Genomic DNA, 241 nt, shown 5'->3' on the forward strand with positions numbered 1-241 from the left:
GTATAAGAACCGTTCCATATTGCCGGAGATGATGAATTATGGTAGTAAGTAACATTGCCATAACTAACAGGGTAATTTGGTGCAATATTAAAACCAACACTTGTAATCGTTAAAGGTACAGGTGCTAAAACACTTACGGTTAGATTACAACTAATCCCGGCTACGGTAATAGGTATGTTGATGGTGCCGTTTGCGGTAGGTGTTCCACTCAGATTAAAAACAAGATTGCCATTCCCGGTTG

General features: G+C 39.8%; 1 protein-coding gene. It reads right to left on the minus strand.

Annotated features, from left to right (window positions below):
* Nucleotides 1–241 (minus strand): hypothetical protein (locus SB786_RS37425; RefSeq protein WP_410731740.1); only part of this gene is annotated, 241 nt, incomplete at both ends.

Source organism: Burkholderia sp. SIMBA_062, from assembly GCF_046534765.1.
Taxonomy (GTDB): Bacteria; Pseudomonadota; Gammaproteobacteria; order Burkholderiales; family Burkholderiaceae; genus Burkholderia; species Burkholderia ambifaria.